The organism is Clostridium boliviensis, assembly GCF_033342255.1.
Lineage (GTDB): Bacteria > Bacillota > Clostridia > Lachnospirales > Lachnospiraceae > Lacrimispora > Lacrimispora boliviensis.
Map to the genome: position 1 here is coordinate 1 of NZ_JAWONS010000234.1, position 371 is coordinate 371.

The window sequence follows — 371 nt, forward strand, 5'->3', positions numbered from 1 at the left end:
CCGGATCCGCATGACAAACCAGCGCCCCGCTTGATCCCATGAATCCAGTCGCTTCAGGTCAAAGTAAGCCCGATCCCACACATCGATTCCCTCCGGTTCATCCGGAAGCAGTTTCTCTGCCATGCGGGAGTCATGCTCCCGAGCCGTAGACTCTTCTGCCCGACAAGGCATCCGGTTTCCGATATCAAAGCGGAAATGGAGTTTAATCCCCGATCGTTTTCCATGAAAGGCCGCCCAAGGAAGACGTCCCTCTCCCACCGTGACGGATGTAGAATCGTCGGCATATAAGGTAACCGGTAACTTTAACAGACGTCGGGTTTTTCGGTTACACTTGGAGATCAGCCGATGGAAAACTTCTTTGGAGATGAAAT

1 protein-coding gene is annotated in these 371 nt (G+C 52.6%); it reads right to left on the reverse strand.

The features are described 5' to 3' along the window. On the reverse strand, positions 1 to 371 hold a 371-nt coding region (locus tag RZO55_RS14650; protein ID WP_318065009.1), incomplete at both ends, for a transposase.